The sequence below is a fragment of the Microbacterium sp. PMB16 genome (assembly GCF_051294855.1).
Lineage (GTDB): Bacteria > Actinomycetota > Actinomycetes > Actinomycetales > Microbacteriaceae > Microbacterium.
Window position 1 is genome coordinate 3,945,850 of sequence record NZ_CP145908.1, and the last position, 18,848, is coordinate 3,964,697.

The 18,848-nt window shown below is 67.6% G+C and carries 19 protein-coding genes; 7 read left to right on the forward strand and 12 right to left on the reverse strand.

Annotated features, from left to right (window positions below; all coding sequences use genetic code 11):
- The 8 genes from V5D55_RS18995 to V5D55_RS19030 all read right to left on the reverse strand — a co-directional run bounded on the left by V5D55_RS18995 (position 1) and on the right by V5D55_RS19030 (position 9,394).
- Positions 1–1,116: an adenosine deaminase gene (locus tag V5D55_RS18995; RefSeq protein ID WP_435746104.1), complete on the reverse strand. Its 1,116-nt coding sequence runs from the start codon at positions 1,114–1,116 to the stop codon at positions 1–3.
- 36 nt (positions 1,117–1,152) lie between these two features.
- Positions 1,153–2,472, reverse strand: coding sequence for a thymidine phosphorylase (locus V5D55_RS19000; RefSeq protein ID WP_435746106.1), 1,320 nt, complete (start codon positions 2,470–2,472; stop codon positions 1,153–1,155).
- Positions 2,469–2,885 carry a cytidine deaminase gene (locus V5D55_RS19005; RefSeq protein ID WP_435746108.1) on the reverse strand — a complete coding sequence of 139 codons (417 nt, stop codon included), beginning with the start codon at positions 2,883–2,885 and terminating at the stop codon, positions 2,469–2,471. Before V5D55_RS19005 ends, V5D55_RS19000 begins: the two co-directional genes overlap by 4 nt.
- A gap of 2 nt (positions 2,886–2,887) precedes the next feature.
- A complete protein-coding gene (locus tag V5D55_RS19010) occupies positions 2,888–4,174 on the reverse strand; it encodes an ABC transporter permease (protein ID WP_435746110.1) in 1,287 nt (428 codons plus the stop codon).
- The gene (locus V5D55_RS19015) at positions 4,171–5,418 is read right to left on the reverse strand and encodes an ABC transporter permease (RefSeq protein ID WP_435746113.1); all 1,248 of its coding nucleotides are present in this window, start codon (positions 5,416–5,418) and stop codon (positions 4,171–4,173) included. The genes V5D55_RS19010 and V5D55_RS19015 overlap by 4 nt, the downstream gene beginning before the upstream one ends.
- The gene (locus V5D55_RS19020; protein WP_435746115.1) at positions 5,415–6,944 is read right to left on the reverse strand and encodes an ABC transporter ATP-binding protein; all 1,530 of its coding nucleotides are present in this window, start codon (positions 6,942–6,944) and stop codon (positions 5,415–5,417) included. Before V5D55_RS19020 ends, V5D55_RS19015 begins: the two co-directional genes overlap by 4 nt.
- 77 nt (positions 6,945–7,021) lie before the next feature.
- The gene (locus V5D55_RS19025) at positions 7,022–8,131 is read right to left on the reverse strand and encodes a BMP family lipoprotein (protein ID WP_435746117.1); all 1,110 of its coding nucleotides are present in this window, start codon (positions 8,129–8,131) and stop codon (positions 7,022–7,024) included.
- A 147-nt stretch (positions 8,132–8,278) separates the two neighbouring features.
- Positions 8,279–9,394 (reverse strand): mannose-1-phosphate guanylyltransferase, encoded by a 1,116-nt coding sequence (locus tag V5D55_RS19030; RefSeq protein WP_435746119.1) that lies wholly within the window; start codon positions 9,392–9,394, stop codon positions 8,279–8,281.
- A gap of 90 nt (positions 9,395–9,484) precedes the next feature.
- On the opposite strand from V5D55_RS19030, the gene V5D55_RS19035 reads away from it, so the two are divergent.
- From V5D55_RS19035 to V5D55_RS19065, 7 genes are all read left to right on the forward strand, one after another.
- The gene (locus V5D55_RS19035; RefSeq protein ID WP_435746123.1) at positions 9,485–10,741 is read left to right on the forward strand and encodes an FG-GAP-like repeat-containing protein; all 1,257 of its coding nucleotides are present in this window, start codon (positions 9,485–9,487) and stop codon (positions 10,739–10,741) included.
- A gap of 150 nt (positions 10,742–10,891) precedes the next feature.
- Positions 10,892–11,326 (forward strand): succinate dehydrogenase, cytochrome b556 subunit, encoded by a 435-nt coding sequence (gene sdhC / locus V5D55_RS19040; RefSeq protein WP_307380938.1) that lies wholly within the window; start codon positions 10,892–10,894, stop codon positions 11,324–11,326.
- Positions 11,326–11,772, forward strand: a complete 447-nt coding sequence (locus V5D55_RS19045; protein WP_435746126.1) for a succinate dehydrogenase hydrophobic membrane anchor subunit — start codon at positions 11,326–11,328, stop codon at positions 11,770–11,772. The genes sdhC and V5D55_RS19045 overlap by 1 nt, the downstream gene beginning before the upstream one ends.
- A gap of 19 nt (positions 11,773–11,791) precedes the next feature.
- Positions 11,792–13,618: a succinate dehydrogenase flavoprotein subunit gene (sdhA, locus tag V5D55_RS19050; RefSeq protein ID WP_435746128.1), complete on the forward strand. Its 1,827-nt coding sequence runs from the start codon at positions 11,792–11,794 to the stop codon at positions 13,616–13,618.
- Between the two features lie 2 nt (positions 13,619–13,620).
- On the forward strand, positions 13,621–14,388 hold the full coding sequence (locus V5D55_RS19055) for a succinate dehydrogenase iron-sulfur subunit (RefSeq protein ID WP_435746130.1): 768 nt from the start codon (positions 13,621–13,623) through the stop codon (positions 14,386–14,388).
- Between the two features lie 77 nt (positions 14,389–14,465).
- The gene (locus V5D55_RS19060; protein WP_435746132.1) at positions 14,466–15,620 is read left to right on the forward strand and encodes a YihY/virulence factor BrkB family protein; all 1,155 of its coding nucleotides are present in this window, start codon (positions 14,466–14,468) and stop codon (positions 15,618–15,620) included.
- Between the two features lie 10 nt (positions 15,621–15,630).
- On the forward strand, positions 15,631–16,470 hold the full coding sequence (locus V5D55_RS19065) for an exodeoxyribonuclease III (RefSeq protein ID WP_435746135.1): 840 nt from the start codon (positions 15,631–15,633) through the stop codon (positions 16,468–16,470).
- Positions 16,471–16,502: 32 nt separating this feature from the next.
- Here the strand turns inward: V5D55_RS19065 and V5D55_RS19070 are convergent, their stop codons facing one another.
- Genes V5D55_RS19070 through V5D55_RS19085 form a run of 4 tightly spaced genes read right to left on the reverse strand, consistent with a single transcriptional unit; the run spans position 16,503 to position 18,841 of the window.
- Positions 16,503–16,817: a hypothetical protein gene (locus V5D55_RS19070; protein WP_435746137.1), complete on the reverse strand. Its 315-nt coding sequence runs from the start codon at positions 16,815–16,817 to the stop codon at positions 16,503–16,505.
- Positions 16,818–16,863: 46 nt separating this feature from the next.
- The gene (locus tag V5D55_RS19075; protein ID WP_435746139.1) at positions 16,864–17,502 is read right to left on the reverse strand and encodes a DUF4166 domain-containing protein; all 639 of its coding nucleotides are present in this window, start codon (positions 17,500–17,502) and stop codon (positions 16,864–16,866) included.
- A complete protein-coding gene (locus tag V5D55_RS19080) occupies positions 17,499–18,185 on the reverse strand; it encodes a DUF4166 domain-containing protein (protein WP_435746141.1) in 687 nt (228 codons plus the stop codon). The genes V5D55_RS19075 and V5D55_RS19080 overlap by 4 nt, the downstream gene beginning before the upstream one ends.
- The gene (locus V5D55_RS19085; protein WP_435746144.1) at positions 18,182–18,841 is read right to left on the reverse strand and encodes an SRPBCC family protein; all 660 of its coding nucleotides are present in this window, start codon (positions 18,839–18,841) and stop codon (positions 18,182–18,184) included. The genes V5D55_RS19080 and V5D55_RS19085 overlap by 4 nt, the downstream gene beginning before the upstream one ends.
- Positions 18,842–18,848 lie beyond the last annotated feature (7 nt).

Below are 18,848 nucleotides of genomic sequence, written 5' to 3' on the forward strand. Positions count from 1 at the left end.
TCAGGCGTCGAAGCCGTCAGCGATCATCTCGACCAGCTCTTCCCGCTCCTCGACCGGGAGGAATGCCGCGGCAGCGGCGTTGAACTGGAACGACTCGAGGTCGTCGAGGTCGTACTCGAACGCCTCGACCAGCAGCGCAAGCTCACGCGTGAGCGAGGTGGCACTCATGGTGCGATTGTCGACGTTGACCGTCACGGCGAAGCCGAGCTGGTACAGCAGGTCGAACGGGTGATCGGCGAGCGTGGTCCCCCACGCGGCGATCGCCCCTGTCTGCAGGTTGGACGAGGGCGACAGCTCGAGCGGGATCTCGCGGTCGCGCACCCAGCGCGCCAGTTCGCCGAACTGCACCTGCACTTCGTCACCCTCCTGGGTGACGACCTGGAGGCCCTCGGCGATGCGGACGCCGTGTCCGAGCCGCAGGGCACGGCCGTCCAACAGAGCCGAGCGGATCGAGGCGAGTCCGGCTGCCTCACCCGCATGCACCGTGACCGGGAAGAAGTTCTCCGCGAGGTAGTCGAAGGCCGCGCGGTGGTTCGACGGCGGGAATCCGTCTTCGGGGCCGGCGATGTCGAAGCCGACGGCGCCGCGCCCGCGGAAGCCCACAGCCAGTTCCGCGATCTCCCGCGCCCTGTCGGTGTGCCGCATCGCGGTGATCAGCTGACCGACCCGGATGCTGCGGCCCTCGCGGTCGGCGGCATCCTCGCCCTCTTCGATCCCCTGCTGCACCGCCTCGACGGTCTGCTCCAGGGTGAGCCCGCGGGTCAGATGCTGCTCGGGAGCCCAGCGCACCTCACCGTAGATCACGCCGTCGGCGGCGAGGTCCTGGACGAACTCGCGCGCGACCCGCGTGAGCCCCTCGGGCGTCTGCATCACCGCGGTCGTGAGGTCGAACGTCTTCAGGTACTCGACCAGCGAGCCCGAGTCGCTCTGCTTCGCGAACCAGCGGCCGAGAGCAGCGGGGTCAGTCTCCGGAACCTCGATGCCTGCGGCATCCGCGAGTTCGATGATCGTGGCCGGCCGCAGCGCGCCGTCGAGGTGGTCGTGCAGCGACACCTTGGGCAGGCTCCGCAGGGAGATGCCCTGGATGGTGACGTCGCCGTTCGCATCGATCGACATGGTGATCCTCTCGGTCGCGGAAGTGCTCAGTTCAGGCTAGTGGTCGGCAGTGATGCGCTCGCGCACGATCGGACCGCGCTCGAAACCGGTCGCTGAGCCTGACGAAGCGTCGTCTCCGATTTCCCAGGAGCCCTCGAGCGCTTCGAGCGCCCGCGGGAATCGCGCGTCGTCGGCCGCCGAGAGCGTGAACAGCGGCTGTCCGGCCGTGACGCGGTCCCCGGGCTTCGCATGCAGGTCGATTCCCGCTTCGAACACCACAGGGTCCTCGGCGCGGGCACGCCCGGCACCCAGACGCCAGGCGGCGATGCCGAACGGCAGAGCATCCATCCGCGTCACGACACCGTCGGCCGAAGCCGTCACGACGTGCGTCTCGCGCGCGGTCGGCAGCGCCGCATCCGGATCGCCGTCCTGCGCACGGATCATCGCCTTCCAGCTGTCCATCGCACGACCGTCGTCGAGGGCGGCCTCCACGTCGGCATCCGGCTTCCCCGCCAGGGCGAGCATCTCCTTGGCGAGCGCGATGGTCAGCTCACGCACGTCGGCCGGTCCGCCGCCGGCGAGGATCTCGACGGATTCGCGGACCTCGTTCGCATTGCCGATCGCGAGTCCGAGCGGCACGTTCATGTCGGTCAGGAGCGCGGTCGTCGCGACACCCGAGTCGGTGCCGAGAGCGACCATCGTGCGGGCGAGTTCGCGGGCGCGGTCGATGTCCTGCATGAACGCGCCGGAGCCGAACTTCACGTCGAGCACGAGCGCGTCGGTGCCCTCCGCGATCTTCTTCGACATGATGCTCGACGCGATCAGCGGGATCGCCTCGACCGTGCCGGTGACATCGCGGAGCGCGTAGAGCTTCTTGTCGGCGCGAGCGAGCCCGGAGCCGGCGGCGCAGATGACCGCGCCGACGTCGCCCTGCATCTGCGCGAACATCTCCTCATTGCTGAGCGCCGCGCGCCAACCGGGAATCGACTCCAGCTTGTCCAGCGTGCCGCCGGTGTGTCCCAGACCCCGGCCGCTCAGCTGCGGAACAGCGACGCCGAACGAGGCGACGAGCGGCGCGAGCGGAAGGGTGATCTTGTCCCCGACTCCGCCCGTGGAGTGCTTGTCGACTGTCTTCTTGCCGAGGGCGGCGAAGCTCATCCGCTCCCCCGACGCGATCATCGCATCGGTCAGCACACGGATCTCGTCGCGCTCCATGCCGCGCTGGAAGATCGCCATCGCGAAGGAGGCCATCTGCGCGTCGGAGACGTAGCCGCGCGTGTAGGCGTCGACCATCCATCGCAGCGCCTTCTCGGGGACGGCCCCGCCGTCCCGCTTGGCGCGGATGACATCCACCGCGTCGAATGGCTCGATGGTCATGACTTCACCTCTGGTCCCTGAGCCTGCCGAAGGGCGCGCGGCCCGAACGCGTCCGGCAGCACCTCGTCGATCGTGCGGATGCCGGAGACGGTCTCCAGCAGCATTCCGGGCATCGCGTGCTCGAAGAGCAGCTGACGGCAGCGGCCGCACGGCATGATCGTCTGCCCGTCGTTGTTCACGCACACGAAGGCGACCAGCTGGCCGCCGCCCGACATGTGCAGGTCGCCCACCAGTGCGCACTCGGCGCACAGGGTCACGCCGTAGGAGGCGTTCTCCACGTTGCAGCCCGCCACGATACGCCCGTCGCCCACGAGCGCCGCCGCGCCCACGCGATAGCGCGAGTACGGCGCGTAGGCCTTCGTCATGGCATCGGTTGCGACCTGACGCAGCTCGTCCCAGTCGATGTCTGTCATCACTATCCCTTGATATATGGCTTGCCGTCAGCGGCGGGCGCGCGGACCTTGCCGGCGAAGCCGACGACCGCGAGCACCGTCACCACGTACGGCAGCATCTTCATGAACTCGCCGGGGATCGGGGACCCGAGATTGCTCAGCAACGTCTCGAGGTTCATCGAGAAGCCGAAGAGGAACGCGGCGAGCGTCGCTCGCACCGGATCCCAGCCACCGAAGATGACGGCGGCCAGGGCGATGAAGCCGAGCCCGTCGGTCATCTCCTTGTCGAACGCGCCGACCGAACCCAGCGTGAAGTAGGCCCCGCCGATGCCGGCGATGGCGCCCGCGAGGAGCAGGTTCCAGAACCGCGTCGGATTCACCTTGATGCCGACAGTGTCGGCCGCCTGCGGGTGCTCACCGACCGCGCGCAGACGAAGGCCCCACTTGGAGCGGTACAGCGCCCACGCCACCACGGGGATGGCGATGTACATGAGGTACACGATCAGCGTCTGGTTGAACAGCACGGGGCCGATCACCGGAATCTCGTGCAGCAGCGGGATCTGTACACGCGGCAGTCGCGGAGGCGAGTTGAACAGCGTCTCGTTCTGCTTCATGACCGCACCGTGCAGGAAGCTCGTGAGGCCGGTGATGAGCACGTTGAGCACCACACCGACGATGACCTGATCGACGATGTAGCGGATGGCGAAGAGCGCCAGCACCGAGGCGACCAGCGCACCGCCGACCATCGCGGCGATGAGACCGAGGATGTAGTTCCCCGTCATCGAGGCGACCAGCGCGGAGGTGAACGCGGCGAGGAGGAACTGCGCCTCGATCGCGACGTTGACGACACCGGCGCGTTCGCCGATCACGCCGCCGAGAGCGCCGAACACCAGGGGGACGGAGAGCGAGACCGCGCCGAACAGCAGACCGGTCACCGGCACGAGGCCGTCTGCGGCCGACCAGGTCAGGAACGCGAAGACGGCGACGAAGGCGAACACGATCGGCAGCCAGAGACCGACGCGCTGATAGCGCAGCACGCGGAGCGTGGCGTAGGCCGTGAGCAGCGCGAGGAGGATGCCGCAGATCAGCACGGTCGGCCAGGTCGGCACCCCGACGTCCGGCAGTGCAATCGACGACGTGCGGTCGGCGAGGCGGAAGACGCTGGTGCCGCTGCGGCCGGCCGGGAGAGCGAGCAGCAGGATCAGAACGGTCGCGATCCCGAGAGAGATCGGCAGCTTGAGACTGCGCTGGCGCACGGTCTCGCGCAGGATGGTGCCGTCTGCGGCGGTGGTGGCTGCGATGGCGCTCACGCGGCCACCTCCTTCTTCGCGTTCTTCACACGCGGGGTGCGGGTCTTCGAGCCTTCCTTCGGGAGGAAGAAGATCGCACGGATGAGCGGCGGCGCCGCGATGAACAGCACGATCAGCGCCTGGACGACCAGCACGATGTCGACCGGGATGTCCTGCGACGTCTGCATCGTGAAGCTGCCGGCCTTGAGCGCGCCGAACAGCAGCCCGGCCCAGAGGACGCCGAAGGCGCGGCTCCGTCCGAGCAGAGCGACCGTGATCGCGTCGAATCCGATGCCGGCGTCGATGCCGTTCTCGAACCCGCTCGTGATCGTGCCGGACATCTGGTTGATGCCGGCGATGCCGGCGAGTGCACCGGCGATGCCCATGGCGTACACGATGGTGCGTCCGACGTTCACACCGGCCGCGCGAGCCGCATTCGGGTTCTCCCCCACGGCGCGCATGCGGAAGCCGAGGCTGGAACGTTCGATGAGCCACCAGACGAAGAGCACGGCGAGCAGGGAGACGAGGAACCCGGCGTTCACCGATAGCGGGGCGGTGAAGAGCAGCGGGAACCGTGCGGTCTCCGGCGTCGGCGCCGAGATCGGCTGTGAGCCGCCCGGTCGCTGCAGCAGTCCGGGGGTCGCGAGCAGCCAGGAGATGAAGTAGTAGGCGATGAAGTTGAGCATGATCGTGAGGATCACCTCGTGTGCCCCGGTCTTCGCCTTCAGGAACCCGACGAGCCCACCCCAGACCATGCCGCCGATCAGGCCGGCGATGATGGTCAGCGGCAGGTGGATGAAGATCGGTGCCTGCACCGTGAAAGCGACGGTCGCACCCGCGGCGACACCCATGAGCATCTGACCGCGGCCACCGATGTTGAACAGTCCGACCCGGAATGCCAGGGCGACGCCGAGGCCGGCAGCGATCAGCGGTGTGGCGAAGTTGAGCGTGTCGGTGATCGGCTTGATCGCCCGCAGGAAGTTCGGCGCGTTGTAGTTGTAGATCGCGCCGCGGAACAGTGCCGCGTACGCTCCGGAGATCGCCTCCCAGATCGCCGAGAACGTGTCCCCTGGGCGCTGGAAGAAGTAGCCCGCGGCAGTTTGCACGTTCGGGCTGGTCGCCGCGATCAGGAGTCCGCCGATCAGCATGGCCAGCACGATCGCGAGGAATGCGCGCACCGCGCCGCCCGAGAGGATGTCTCTGATCAGGGTGTTCTGCCGGGGTGCCGGCTCCACCTCGGTGTTCTTCGTCGTCACCTCGCTCACGAAGCGACCTCCTTCTCGGTAGCGCTCGGCATCTCGCCGGCCATCATGAGTCCGAGCACCTCGCGGGGTGCATTGCCGGGGACGATGCCGACGATGCCGCCGCGATACATCACGGCGATGCGGTCGGCGAGCGCAGAGACCTCATCGAGTTCGGTGGACACCACGATCACCGGGACACCGGAGTCACGCGTGGCCACGACCCGCTCGTGCACGAACTCGATCGAGCCGACGTCGATGCCGCGAGTGGGCTGCGAGGCAACGAAGAGCTTGAGCTCGCGGCTGAGCTCCCGTGCGAGCACGACCTTCTGCTGGTTTCCGCCGGAGAGGCGGCCGGCGGCGGCATCCGGACCCTGGGTGCGGATGTCGAACTCGTCGATCTGCGCTCGTGCGAAGGTGTCGAGCGCGCCGCGCTGGATCGTGCCGCCACGGAAGAACGGGGCACCATACGTCGAACGGTTGAGGATGAGGTTCTCGGCGACGCTGAATTCGCCGACGAGTCCGTCCTCCTTGCGGTCCTCGGGGACGAAGCCGACTCCTGCGTCGATCACGCCCTGCACCGAGCGACCGAGCAACTCGTCACCGTCAAGGGTGATGCTGCCGGTGACCTTGTGCTGCAGTCCCATGATCGCTTCGGTGAGTTCGGTCTGCCCGTTGCCCTGGACGCCTGCGATGGCCAGGATCTCTCCGGGGCGGACCTCGAAGCTGACGTCGTTCACGACGATCTGCCCTGCGTCGTCGATGACGCGGAGCCCCTGGACGACCAGTCCGCCGCTGCGGAGGTTCGGAGCGTCCTTCTGCACCGTGAGCTCGACGGCGCGGCCGACCATGAGGGCCGCCATCTCGGTGTTGGACGAGCCGGGGTCGGCCTCGCCGACGACCTTCCCGAGCCGGATGACCGTGATCTTGTCCGCGACCTCGCGGACCTCACGGAGTTTGTGGGTGATGAAGACGATCGCGGTGCCCTCGTCCCGGAGCTGGCGCATGATGCCCATCAGCTCGTCGGTCTCCTGAGGGGTGAGCACGGCGGTGGGCTCGTCGAAGACCAGCACCTTCGCGTCGCGGGACAGCGCTTTGATGATCTCGACGCGCTGCTGGACGCCGACAGGAAGGTCGCCGACGACGGCATCCGGATCGATCTCGAAGCCGAAGCGCTCGCTGACCGCGCGGACGTGCGCGCGGGCGGCGGCCAGGTCGAGGCGGCCGGCGAACCCGGTCTGCTCGTGGCCGAGCATGACGTTCTCGGCGACGGTGAAGACCGGGATGAGCATGAAGTGCTGGTGCACCATGCCGATGCCGGCGGCCATCGCATCGCCGGGACCGACGAAGTTCTGCACGACGTCATCGAGGAGGATCTCCCCTTCGTCGGCAGTGTAGAGGCCGTAGAGGACGTTCATCAGCGTCGACTTCCCCGCGCCGTTCTCGCCGAGGAGGCAGTGGATCTGCCCCGGCTCGACGGTCAGGCTGATGTGGTCGTTCGCGACGAGGGAGCCGAATCTTTTCGTGATTCCGCGGAGCTCGAGCTTCATGGTGCCAATCTATCGATCAGTGGAGCGGCCGGACAGATGAGACATCTGTCCGGCCGCGTCCTGCCACTCTGTTTTCGTTACGGCGATGCCGGCGACTCGACCTTGATCGAGCCGTCGATGATGCCTTCCTTGATCGTCTTCAGCTCGTCGGCGAGGGCCGGGTCGACCTTGCTCTCGAAGTCGTGGAAGCCGGACAGCGAGACGCCGTCGTTCTCCAGGACGCCCACGAACGGGGTCGGGTCGAAGTCTCCGGTGGAGGCCTCCATGACGGCGTCGTAGACGGCGACGTCCATGCCCTTCTTGATCGAGACGAGGAGCAGGTCGGCGACGGTCGGGTCGGTCGTGAACACGTCGGCGTCGACACCCATCAGGGCGATGTTGCCGCCGGAGTCACGGATCGCCTGCGCAGCCGACTGGTAGATCGGTCCGCCGACCGGGAGCAGCACGTCGGCGCCCTGGTCGATGATGCCCTGGGCGACCTGCTTGGCCTTGTCGTTCGCGGCGAACTCGTCGGTGAACTGGCCCTCCTGCGAGTCGATGCTCCAGCCGACGACCTTGACGTCCTCGCCCTTCTCCTCGTTGAAGTACTTCACGCCGAGCTCGAAGCCGTCCATGAAGATCGTCACGGGCGGGATCTTGGCGCCGCCGAAGGTGCCGACGATGCCGGACTCGGAGTACGAAGCCGCAGCGTAGCCGCCGAGGAACGCCGCCTGAGCGGTGTCGAACACGAGGGGCTTAATGTTCGGCGCGTCGGTCTTGCCGTCGAAGTCGGCATCGGCCCAGTCGTCGATGATCGCGTACTGGATGTCGGGGTTCGCGGTCGCGGCCTCGATGGTCGGGGCGCTGAGCTTGAAGCCGACCGAGACGATGAACGTGCAGCCCTCTGACGCGAGTGCGTCGAGGTTGGACGCGTAGTCGCTGGCGGACTTGGACTCGGTCTTGCTGACCTCGACGCCGAGCTCGTCAGCCGCCTTGGTGAGGCCCTCGAAACCGAGCTGGTTGAACGACTTGTCGTCGAAGCCGCCCTCGTCCGAGACCATGCAGGGCTTGAAGCCGTCGACCGCGGAGCCGGCGTCGCCGCCGTCGTCTCCCGAATCGGTCGGCGCCTGGCCACAGCCGGCGAGTGCGAAGATGACGCCCGCGGCGACCGTCGCGCCGAGCAGCTTCTTGGTGGTGGAGATGGTCAACTGATGCCTCCCTCAACGAACCGCGTCCATCGCGGATCGCTCAAAGTTACCTACTGTTTCATCGTTTGTGCATACTCCGGCCGCACGTGCTGACGAAAGGTTACAAAGCTGGAATCAACACAGCCGATGAGCATGGAGGTGTGCTCATCAGAGCACGTCGCCCTGCCCGTTCAACTTCAGCGACTCCACGACTCCCTTGACCCGCTGCGCGTGCTGGACCGTCGTGACCAGCAGCGCATCGGGGGTGTCGACCACGACGATGTCCTGCACGCCGACGAGGCTGATCACGCGGGAGGTCTGACTGACGAGGATGCCGCTTGCGGCATCCGACAGCACGCGGGCATTCGGGCCGAGAACGGCGAGGTCGTTCTTCCGACCATTCGTGATGAGCTTCGTGAGCGACGCGAAGTCGCCGACGTCGTCCCAGTCGAAATGACCGGGCACGACGGCGAGGCGCCCGCGCCGGGCGGCCGGCTCCGCCACCGCGTAGTCGATCGCGATCTTCTTCAACCGGGGCCAGATCCGATCGACGGCGGGACCGCGACGCTCGCGGTCGTCCCAGGCCTCCGCCAACTCGAGGAGTCCCGCGTGCAACTCGGGCTCGTTCGCGGCGAGCTCCTCCAGGAGCACGCTCGCCTTGGCGATGAACATGCCGGCATTCCAGAGGTATCCGCGATCCGCGATGTACGCCTCAGCCGTCGCGAGGTCGGGCTTCTCGACGAAGCTCTCCACGAGAGCGGCTTCGCGGGCGCGCTCGACGACGAGTTCCGGCCCCTTCTTGATGTAGCCGAATCCGATGGCGGGCTCCGTCGGGGCGATGCCGATCGTGCAGATGTACCCCTCGCGGGCGACCTCGACGGCGTCGCGGACGGCGAACTCGAACACCCGAGTGCCGCGGATGACATGATCCGCGCTGAAGGAGCCGATGATCACATCGGGATCGCGTCGATGCAGGATCGCGGCCGCCAGACCGATCGCTGCCGCGGACTCTCGAGGCTCCGACTCCAGGAACACATTGGCGTCCGGAATGCCGGGGAGTTCCGCCTCGACCGCGGCGCGATGGGCGCGTCCGGTGACGACGGCGATCCGGTCCGGGCCGGAGAGCGGCTCCAATCGGTCCCAGGTGTCGCGCAGCAGGGAGTGCCCTGAGCCGGTGAGGTCATGCAGGAACTTGGGCGCGTCAGCGCGGGACAACGGCCACAGCCGGCTCCCGATGCCGCCGGCCGGGATCACCGCGTAGAAGTCCTTGATCGGCTCGCTCATCGTGCCAGCGTATCGGGGCGTCACTCGGGAAGGCTGCCTGGGCAACCGGCATACTGCACAACCGACCGGACAGCCGCTATCTTCGATCCCATGCGCCCCTCCCCCAGACGCCGATTCATCCATACCCGCCGCGCGATCGCGACGGCGCTCGCTGTCGTGTTGGGCGCCGCGTTCCTCGCCCCCGCCGCCGCATCCGCCGCCGGGGGCCCCGCAGGCGAGGTCTTCGCACTGACGAACGCGCAGCGCACCAAAGCAGGGATCCCTGCTCTGAAGTCGGACCCGGGGCTCGATGCCGCGGCGGCAGAATGGGCGCGTCACCTCGCCGCGACCTGCACGTTCGACCACAGCTCCTCGGCGTGGCGCAATTCGCGCGTCGCTGCCTTCGGATGGATCGCATCGGGAGAGAACATCGCCGCCGGACAGCCGGACGCCCCGGCCGTCGTCGCGGGTTGGATGAATTCGTCGGGGCATCGAGCCAACATCCTCGACAAGCGCTACACCGGACTCGGCGTCGGCTACGCGACCGGGAAGTGCTACCGGACCTACTGGGTGCAGATCTTCGGCATCGGCTCCCCCGTGAAGAGCCTGCCCGGCGGCACCGGCGACCTCACCGGCGATCGCGCGGCCGATGTCCTCGCGCGGACCTCGACCGGCGATCTCAAGATCTACCCGGGTAACGGAGCCGGCGGGTTCAAGGCGGCGACGACACCGCTTCCTGGGTGGGGCAGCCGACCCTTCACCACACTTGGCGATTTCTCCGGCGACGGCGTCGCCGATGTCGCGCGCACTGAAGCCGACGGCCGGCTCATGCTCTATGCCGGGAACGGAAAGGGCGGATTCCTCGCGCCGGTCCAGATCGGCACCGGATGGTCGAAGTACTCCGACCTGATCGGCGGCATCGACTTCAACGGCGACCGCCTGCCCGATGTGATCGGCCGCACGCCGACGGGAGACATGATCCTCCATCGCGGGAACGGCCGCAGCGGCTGGACCGGCGGCGGCACCACGATCGCGACCCGTTGGGCATCGCTGCAGTGGATCTCGTACGCCGGCGACTTCACTGGTGACTCCCGAGGCGACCTCATCGCCCGGAAGCCGGACGGGACACTCTGGGTCTACCCCACCACGGGGAAGGGCACGTGGGGCACACCGAAGAAGATCAGCAGCGGCTGGCAGACGGCGACGGCGATCTTCGGCGCCGGAGACTTCGACGGGAACGGCACGCAGGACATCGTCGCTCGCGCCAGCACCGGCGCGCTCTACCTCTACGGCGGCACGGGTCGCGGAGGCCTCCTTCCGAGACGGACGATCGGTTCCGGCTGGGCGCCGTTCAGCCAGATCGGCTGATCGTGACATGTTCCTTCTCTCGACGTCGAGATAGTTAGGCTCCCCTTCGTCGCTCCCCCGCTGCAGACGGGAATAGGATGGACAGCGATCGGGCGTGCCTGACACTTGCGCAGCACGCGACCGAGTCACATCGATCCAGGGAGGACGACCGTGTCCACAAGCGCTCGCTTGACACCGTCGATTTCGGAAACCACTTCCAAGACTCCTCGCGGCACCCTCTACCGGGGTCGCGAAGGCATGTGGTCGTGGGTGCTTCATCGCATCACCGGAGTCGCCATCTTCTTCTTCCTGTTGGTGCACGTGCTCGACACGGCGCTGATCAGGGTGTCACCGGAGGCGTACAACGCCGTCATCGGCACATATAAGAACCCGGTCATGGCGCTCGGGGAGGTCGTGCTCGTCGCCGGCATCGTCTTCCACGCGATGAACGGCCTGCGCATCATCGCGATCGACTTCTGGTCGAAGGGTGCCAAGTACCAGCGCCAGCTGTTCTGGGGCGTCCTGGCCGTATGGGTCGTCATCATGGCCGGCTTCGTGCCGCGCCACCTGATGCTCGCGTTCGCCGGCTTCGGAGGAGGACACTGATGTCTGCGCAGACCATCGCCGCTCCTGCCCGTCGTCGGCGCGGATTCAACCTCGAGAAGTGGGGCTGGATCTTCATGCGCCTGTCGGGCATCCTGCTCGTCGTGCTGATCTTCGGGCACCTCTTCATCAACCTGATGGTGGGCGACGGCATCCACGCCCTCGACTTCGCCTTCATCGCCGGCAAGTTCGCCACGCCGTTCTGGCAGTGGTGGGACGTCGCGATGCTGTGGCTCGCGCTCATCCACGGCGGCAACGGCATGCGCACGATCGTCAACGACTACGTCACCACCGAGAAGGCACGCAAGGCGCTCGTGTGGGCGATCGGCCTCGCCGCGGGCCTCCTCATCATCCTCGGCACGCTCGTCGTGTTCACGTTCGACCCGTGCCTGGGCGTCACGGAGGACAGCACCCTCTGGACCGAATGCGCCGCGCTGGTCGGGAACTGAGAAGAAGGCTAAAGAAGAAGTGACTACCGATACCCAGGATTCCGTCGTCCGCGACGGCGTGCACTACCACCAGTTCGACATCGTGATCGTGGGCGCGGGTGGTGCCGGAATGCGTGCGGCCATCGAGGCCGGGTCCGGCGCGAACACCGCGGTGATCTCGAAGCTCTACCCCACGCGTTCGCACACCGGTGCGGCGCAGGGCGGCATGGCGGCAGCCCTCGCGAACGTCGAGGAGGACTCCTGGGAGTGGCACACCTTCGACACCGTCAAGGGCGGCGACTACCTCGTCGACCAGGACGCGGCGGAGATCCTCGCCAAGGAAGCCATCGACGCGGTCATCGACCTCGAGAACATGGGCCTCCCCTTCAACCGCACCCCCGAGGGCAAGATCGACCAGCGCCGCTTCGGCGGCCACACCGCCGAGCACGGCAAGACGCCGGTGCGACGCGCCTGCTACGCCGCCGACCGCACGGGTCACATGATCCTGCAGACGCTGTTCCAGAACTGCGTGAAGCTCGGCATCAACTTCTTCAACGAGTACTACGTGCTCGACCTGCTGACGGTGAAGGATGCCGACGGCAAGACCCAGGTGTCCGGCGTCGTCGCCTACGACCTGGCGACCGGCGAGCTGCACGTCTTCCAGGCCAAGGCCGTCATCTTCGCGACCGGCGGCTTCGGCAAGATCTTCAAGACCACGTCCAACGCGCACACCCTCACCGGTGACGGCGTCGGCATCGTCTGGCGCAAGGGCCTCCCCCTCGAGGACCTCGAGTTCTTCCAGTTCCACCCGACCGGCCTCGCCGGTCTCGGCATCCTCCTCACCGAAGGCGCGCGAGGCGAGGGCGCCATCCTGCGCAACGCCTCGGGTGAGCGCTTCATGGAGCGCTACGCGCCGACCATCAAGGACCTCGCGCCGCGTGACATCGTCGCCCGCTGCATGGTCCAGGAGGTGGCGGAGGGCCGCGGCGCCGGACCGCACAAGGACTACGTGCTGCTCGACTGCACCCATCTGGGCGCCGAGGTGCTCGAGACGAAGCTCCCCGACATCACGGAGTTCGCCCGCACGTATCTGGGCGTCGACCCGGTCGTCGAGCCGGTGCCCGTGATGCCGACCGCGCACTATGCGATGGGCGGCATCCCCACGAACAACGATGCCGAGGTGCTGGCCGACAACGACACCGTCGTCCCCGGCCTATACGCCGCCGGTGAGTGCGCCTGCGTCTCGGTGCACGGCGCCAACCGTCTGGGCACCAACTCGCTCCTCGACATCAACGTCTTCGGCAAGCGCGCCGGTCGCAAGGCCGTCGAGTACGTCAAGACCGCCGAATTCGTGCCGCTGCCGGAGAACCCGGCCGCCTTCGTGTCTGGCATGCTCGAGGACCTGCGCAACAACCAGGGCACCGAGCGGATCGCCGTGCTGCGCAAGGCGCTGCAGGACGAGATGGACAAGGGTGCGCAGGTGTTCCGCACGCACGAGTCCCTCGAGCACGTGCTGGGCGTCATCAAGGAGCTGCGCGACCGCTACATGAACGTGCACGTCGACGACAAAGGCAAGCGGTTCAACACAGACCTGCTCGAAGCCGTCGAACTCGGCTTCCTCCTGGACATCGCCGAGGTCGTCGTCTACGCGGCACAGAACCGCCAGGAGAGCCGCGGCGGCCACATGCGCGACGACTTCCCGAAGCGAGACGACGAGAAGTACATGAAGCACACGATGGCCTACCTCACCGGCGACCCGCACTCGTCGACCCCGAGCGACCACATCAAGCTCGACTGGAAGCCGGTCGTGTTCACGAAGAACGAGCAGGGCGAGTTCAACTACCCGCCGATGGAGAGGAAGTACTGAGCATGTCCACCGCCATCGCTGAAGCCCCCGCAGACTCGGCCGAAGAGACCGCGATCCAGTCCTTCATCGTCACGTTCAACATCCGCCGGTTCGACCCCGAGGTCGACGCCGAGCCGCACTGGGTCGACTACGACGTGGAGCTCTACTCCACAGACCGTGTCCTGGACGCGCTGCACAAGATCAAGTGGGAGGTCGACGGTTCGCTGACCTTCCGCCGCTCCTGCGCCCACGGCATCTGCGGATCCGACGCCATGCGCATCAACGGCCGCAACCGCCTGGCCTGCAAGACGCTGATCAAGGACCTCGACATCTCGAAGCCGATCTACGTCGAGGCGATCAAGGGCCTCCCCCTGGAGAAGGACCTCGTCGTCGACATGGAGCCGTTCTTCGCCTCCTACCGCGAGGTGCAGCCGTTCCTGGTCGCGAACTCGGTGCCGGAGAAGGGCAAGGAGCGCGTCCAGTCCATCGCCGACCGCGAGATCTTCGACGACACCACCAAGTGCATCCTGTGCGCCGCGTGCACCTCGTCGTGCCCGGTGTTCTGGACCGACGGCCAGTACTTCGGCCCCGCGGCGATCGTGAACGCGCACCGCTTCATCTTCGACTCGCGCGACGACAACGCGGCCGTGCGTCTCGACATCCTCAACGACAAGGAAGGCGTCTGGCGCTGCCGCACGACCTTCAACTGCTCCGAGGCGTGCCCCCGCGGCATCGAGGTCACCAAGGCCATCGCCGAGGTCAAGCAGGCGGTCCTGCGCGGACGGCGCTGACTCACTTCGCGACACGACGAGAACGGGCGGGCTCCTCAGGGAGTCCGCCCGTTCCTGCGTGTGGATAGGGTGAGAAGGTGTCTGATCCCGCTGGTGCTCCCCTCGAGCGCCGTCGCCTCGATGCGGCCGTCGATCGCGCGACCGCGCTGACGCATCGAACCCTCGCGCTGTTCCCCGTGCGCGTCTGGCGCCATTTCCTGCAGCACAACGGATTCCTGCTCGCCGCGGGGGTGAGCTACCAGGCGCTTTTCGCCATCTTCGCCGCGATCTACCTCGCCTTCGCCATCGCGGGCCTCTGGCTCGGCGGCAGCGCCGGGGCGGTCGCCGGCGTGATCGATCTCATCAACAGCTACATCCCCAACCTGATCCAGGACCCGGGAGGCGTTTTCACGCCCGCTCAGGTGCAGGAGATCGCCGCCAACACCACCGGAGTCCTGAGCGTCACCGGCCTGATCGCCCTCGGCACCGTGATCTGGACCGCGATCGGCTGGGTGACGTTCTCACGCCGGGCGACCAGGGACATCTTCGGTCTGCCGCCCGACCTGCGCAGCTACGTGCTGTTGAAGGCGCGAGACCTGCTCGCCGCACTGATCTTCGGCATCGCGCTCATCGCCGGTTCGGTACTCAGCTCGGCCAGCGCTGCAGTGCTGACCTGGGCGCTGAGCCTGCTCGGATGGGATGCCGGATCGGACGGACTGAACCTCAGCATCCGCATCGGCACCGTCCTGGTCTCGTTCGCGCTGCTCTCCGCTGCTCTCGCGGCCATGGTGCGCTTCCTCACCGGCACCTCGCTGCGCGCGAGCACCATCTGGCCGGGCGCGCTTCTGGGCGGTGGCGCGATGACCATCCTCCAGTTCGGGGCGGGGTTCCTCCTCAGCTACACCCCGACGAATCCGCTGCTCGCCACGTTCGCGATCTTCGTGGGCCTTCTGCTGTGGTTCCGCGTCAACGGCGTCGTGATGCTAGTGGCGTCTTCCTGGATCGCGGTCACTGCGCAGGATCGCGATCTGCCCCTGCTCACGCTGACGGAGGCGGAGCGCCGTTCGGCAGAGCACCAGACGCTGCTGCTGGCAGCACGCATCCGCGTGCGAGAGGCGGAAGCCGCCCGGGACGGCGCGCCGTGGTACCGCGCCTGGCAGGTTGCGCGGACTGTGAGAGAGGCGCAGGCCGAGCTCGCTGCACTCGAAACCGCGGCACCGGCCGAATCGGAGAATGTCCGATCCCGCCTCTAGGCTGAGAATCATGCCTCATCTGCGTATCGCCACGGTCAACGTCAACGGAATCCGCGCTGCGGCTCGGAACGGCATGAGTTCCTGGCTGGATGCTGCCGACGTCGACATCCTCACCCTCCAAGAAGTCCGCGGGCAGGACGAGCACCTCGAGGCCGCACTCCCCGGATGGTCGTTCGTGCACGATGAGGCGACCGCGAAGGGACGAGCCGGCGTCGCGATCGCCAGCCGCACGCCCGCGCTGGCATCCCGCACCGCCCTCGGCCCCGACGACTTCGATTCGAAGGGGCGGTGGATCGAGGCCGACTTCGTGATCGGCGACCGACCGATCACCGTCGTGAGCGCCTACGTGCACTCCGGCGAAGCCGATACGCCGAAGCAGGACGAGAAGTGGAAGTTCCTCGACGCGTTCGGCACGCGTCTGGCCGAGCTCGGCGCCGACGATGCGCTGGCGCTCGTGACCGGCGACCTGAACGTCGGGCACCGGGAGCTCGACATCAAGAATTGGCGCGGCAACCGCAAGAAAGCGGGCTTCCTCCCGCGCGAACGCGCCTACTTCGACCGCTTCCTCGGAGAGGCGGGGGCGCAGATCACCGGCGTCGACGATTCCGTGGGCACGGGCCTCGGCTGGGTCGACGTGGGTCGTCGGTTCCACGGCGAGGTCGACGGCCCTTACACGTGGTGGTCGATGCGGGGCCAGGCCTTCGACAACGACTCGGGCTGGCGCATCGATTATCACCTCGCGACGCCGGCGCTCGCCGAGCGCGTACAGACGTACCACGTCGCTCGCGCTGCCGCCTACGACCAGCGCTGGAGCGACCACGCGCCGGTCGTCGTCGACTACACGTACTGAGCGTCACGGCGAGCAGCGCTCCGGGACGGGGCTCAGGCGGTGAGGAGCGAGACGACCAGGCCTGCAGCCACGATCACGTAGCCGATCAGGCTGCCCAGGTACGCGTTGCCTCGCCGCGCGGTGGGGAACATCAACGGCACGACCATCGCGAGCAGGATTCCCGCGACGAGCGCGAGGAAAGTACCGAAGATGAGCCCGTAACCGTGCGGATCGCCGGACCCCGTTGCGAAACGGCTGCTGAGCGCGATCCAGACGAAGAATACGAACGGCACGCCCACCACCACAGTGAGGACGAGCCCGACGATACGGACGCCACCTCGCGGCGCATCGCTCTGCAAGCGGGTCATGGAGGACACTCTCCCAGCCACGGCGTCGGACCGCCAGCATCGCTTTCTACGGGGTCGGCGGTTCCGCCTCGTCGAGGTGCCGATACCAGCCGCGGTATTCGAGAACGGTGCCGAACAGCGGGTTGCGGGCGCGCATGTCGATGGTGCGACGACCGTGGACCTCGTCCCATCCGTCCTCCAGGTCGACGGAGATGCCCAGGATGCCGCGCAGGGCGAACCGACGGCCCCGCAGGCGCAGCGCCACCCGACGCGTCCGCATCCGGAGTGCGCCCCGGTCCGTCACGCTGCATGCCTCGATGAGCTCGACCCGCCCGCGGATGCCGAGCACATTGCGGACGAGTCCCGGAACGGTGCTCTCGGTGAGCCGGTCGGTGATGAACTGCGTCGCCCCGGGGAAGCGGAACTCTCGAATCGTGTCGAGCGTCGCCCGTCCCGTCGCGCTGCGACCTGGGCGTGTGATGAGGGTGAAGGGGACGTCGCGCGCGTGCCTGGTCACCAGCATCCGCGGTCCGACGACAGGCCGGGCCAGCGCACCCAGCCGACCGAAAGGGCTTCCCGCGACGGCGAAGACGCCCTCCGCGCGTTCGACGGCGACGGGTGCCCGCAGCTGGGCCAGGATCTCGGGATGGAGGCGCTCGGCGTCGGCTCCGAGCGCAGCCAAGAAGACCTCGCCCCGCGCGCTCACTCCCGCACCTCTTCGCGCACAGGCTTCGCCGTCTCCGGCAGCGCGGTGCTATCGGGGAAGTCGCACTCGAAACTCCCCCGATAGCCGAACAGGAAGCCCAGCACATCGTTGCGCACCTCGAGATCGATGACGAAGCATCCCCGCTCATCGTCGAATCGCTCGACAAGCTGCGCGCGCCCGCTGAACAGCATCGGAAAGCGGAAGGCGATCGGGCCCTCGTAGAAGCGCTGCTCACCCGACGTCAACCGCAGGCCGCCGTCCTCGGTGACGCCCAGGTCGAGGTCCACCGCGAGGTGCTGATGCGTGCCGAGGTAGTCGACGACACGCCCTCGAGCGTCGCTGTAGATCATCGTCGCGTCGAACCGGCGACGCCGCCCCGGTCGCATCGTCATCGTCCGCACGAACGTGACGGTCTCCCGCCCGAGGCTGTCGATGTAGGCGAAGTTGTCGATCTGGAACGGGATGTTCCGCCCGCGCTCGGGGAACATGATGTTCCGCATGGTGCCGATCGCGAGGAACGGGAGCGTCCACCACGGGCCGCGCCGGATCTCGGACATGACACCGCGGCCCACGCAGCCGTAGCCCGCGTCGACGCCCACACCGAAGCGACGCTGCATCTGCGGATGCAGACGCGCGAAGTCTGCACCGAGCGCCCGCTCGAACACGCCAGGGCGAGCGTTCATCGACTGACCGTCGCGAGTGAGGCCGGCGCGTGCTGCATGATGGTGCGGCCGCCGGTCCTGGCCGGGCGCGACAGGCACTGTCGAGCACGAGCGCGAGGTCGCCGACCGGGCAGAAGCGATCGCCACCACCGGGTCTGTTCCGGCGGCACCCCCTCTTCCGCCCAGAGCCGGAGGCGATCGAAGCTCCAGGCGGTGAGCCACCAGACGAACCGGCGCGTCACGAGCGGATCGAGGATGCGGCCGGCCCAGCCCCACCCCGGCGCATAGTCGTAGCCCGTGAGGAAGCGGACGCCGTCGGGGGTCGGGATGTAGCGCCAGTACCCGCGACCGGTTCCCAGCGGGGAGAGCCGGTCCTCGGTGTCGAAGGCGAGAGCCGAGGTGCGCTCTCCCCCGCGTCCGTGTCGGTCGCCGAGAGAGACGCCGGTGCCGCGGATCGTGTGCACCTTCAGATCCAGTTCGTATCGGAATTCCTGTGCCCCGTCGGCCCGACGCTGCGTCGGCGTGATCGCCGTGAACCGACCGTCCCAGCGTGCGTGCTGCTCGGGATTCTGGGTGAGGTCCCAGACCGTCTCGAGCGGCGCGTCGATGAGGATCTCGACGTAGAGCGCGCGATCTCGGTGCCGGGACGTCCGTGCGGTCCGGTGAACGAGCTTCATGACCCCA

Coding starts and splice junctions, on each gene's coding strand:
- V5D55_RS18995 (WP_435746104.1), bottom strand. CDS start 1,116: ATGTCGATCGATGCGAACGGCGACGTCACCATCCAGGGCATCTCCCTG.
- V5D55_RS19000 (WP_435746106.1), bottom strand. CDS start 2,472: ATGACCATCGAGCCATTCGACGCGGTGGATGTCATCCGCGCCAAGCGG.
- V5D55_RS19005 (WP_435746108.1), bottom strand. CDS start 2,885: ATGACAGACATCGACTGGGACGAGCTGCGTCAGGTCGCAACCGATGCC.
- V5D55_RS19020 (WP_435746115.1), bottom strand. CDS start 6,944: ATGAAGCTCGAGCTCCGCGGAATCACGAAAAGATTCGGCTCCCTCGTC.
- V5D55_RS19030 (WP_435746119.1), bottom strand. CDS start 9,394: ATGAGCGAGCCGATCAAGGACTTCTACGCGGTGATCCCGGCCGGCGGC.
- V5D55_RS19035 (WP_435746123.1), top strand. CDS start 9,485: ATGCGCCCCTCCCCCAGACGCCGATTCATCCATACCCGCCGCGCGATC.
- V5D55_RS19045 (WP_435746126.1), top strand. CDS start 11,326: ATGTCTGCGCAGACCATCGCCGCTCCTGCCCGTCGTCGGCGCGGATTC.
- V5D55_RS19055 (WP_435746130.1), top strand. CDS start 13,621: ATGTCCACCGCCATCGCTGAAGCCCCCGCAGACTCGGCCGAAGAGACC.
- V5D55_RS19065 (WP_435746135.1), top strand. CDS start 15,631: ATGCCTCATCTGCGTATCGCCACGGTCAACGTCAACGGAATCCGCGCT.
- V5D55_RS19070 (WP_435746137.1), bottom strand. CDS start 16,817: ATGACCCGCTTGCAGAGCGATGCGCCGCGAGGTGGCGTCCGTATCGTC.
- V5D55_RS19080 (WP_435746141.1), bottom strand. CDS start 18,185: ATGAACGCTCGCCCTGGCGTGTTCGAGCGGGCGCTCGGTGCAGACTTC.
- V5D55_RS19085 (WP_435746144.1), bottom strand. CDS start 18,841: ATGAAGCTCGTTCACCGGACCGCACGGACGTCCCGGCACCGAGATCGC.